General features: G+C 56.9%; 1 protein-coding gene. It reads left to right on the plus strand.

The genetic code is table 11. From position 1 onward, the window contains the following. The first annotated feature begins 333 nt into the window (after window positions 1–333). Window positions 334–534: a hypothetical protein gene (locus ABD224_RS29290; protein ID WP_344055360.1), complete on the plus strand. Its 201-nt coding sequence runs from the start codon at window positions 334–336 to the stop codon at window positions 532–534. Window positions 535–664 lie beyond the last annotated feature (130 nt).

The following is a 664-nucleotide window of genomic DNA, read 5'->3' on the forward strand; positions in this document are numbered from 1 at the left end:
TCGGGATTGCGACGGCCGTCGCGCTGGCCGCCAACTGGGGGCTCTGGCGGTGGCCTCGGGTGCGGGCCGAGAGCGGCCACTGAGCGGATTCTATTCTCACAGGTAGCTCAGAGCAGAGAACAGAGAGATCGACGTCGAGCAGGGAGTCCGGCCGTCTCGTCGGTTCGTGGCGGGTGGACGTCGACGGGACGATCGTCGCTCGGGGAGCTGTCCTCGACGACGATCCCGGCCGCGGGGAGGACGTCGACGTCGAGATCTAGCGGGAGTTCTCGAGAGGTCGGAGAGCCGGGTGATCGATAGCGGCCGATTCTCGGCCCGCATTCGGTCGCTCTCGTGGCCGATGAGATTGCGCGAAGTCTCGGCCGTGTTTCGGTGGCGGCTCTCTATGCAGTTGCTACGGGTTCGGTTAATCCCGGAAAAATATATGAAATGATTTCCGATAATTTCCCGGCGGATAGAGTTGTTCAGATAGTTTACTCAGATTTGAGTTACCCCAACCAGAAACTCGATCTCGAGTTAACGATTGCCCCGTGAAGAATCATTACATACTTTGTTTCACGAACCTCTCGGGTATGGTGATAGATTAATTATTACGCCCCTTCTTACTCCAGAAGGAAGAAGCATTTTCATTTTGATACTTCTCGCGCCGCTTTTGCGGCGCGAG

Source organism: Streptomyces thermoalcalitolerans, assembly GCF_039525155.1.
GTDB classification, from domain to species: Bacteria; Actinomycetota; Actinomycetes; order Streptomycetales; family Streptomycetaceae; genus Streptomyces; species Streptomyces thermovulgaris.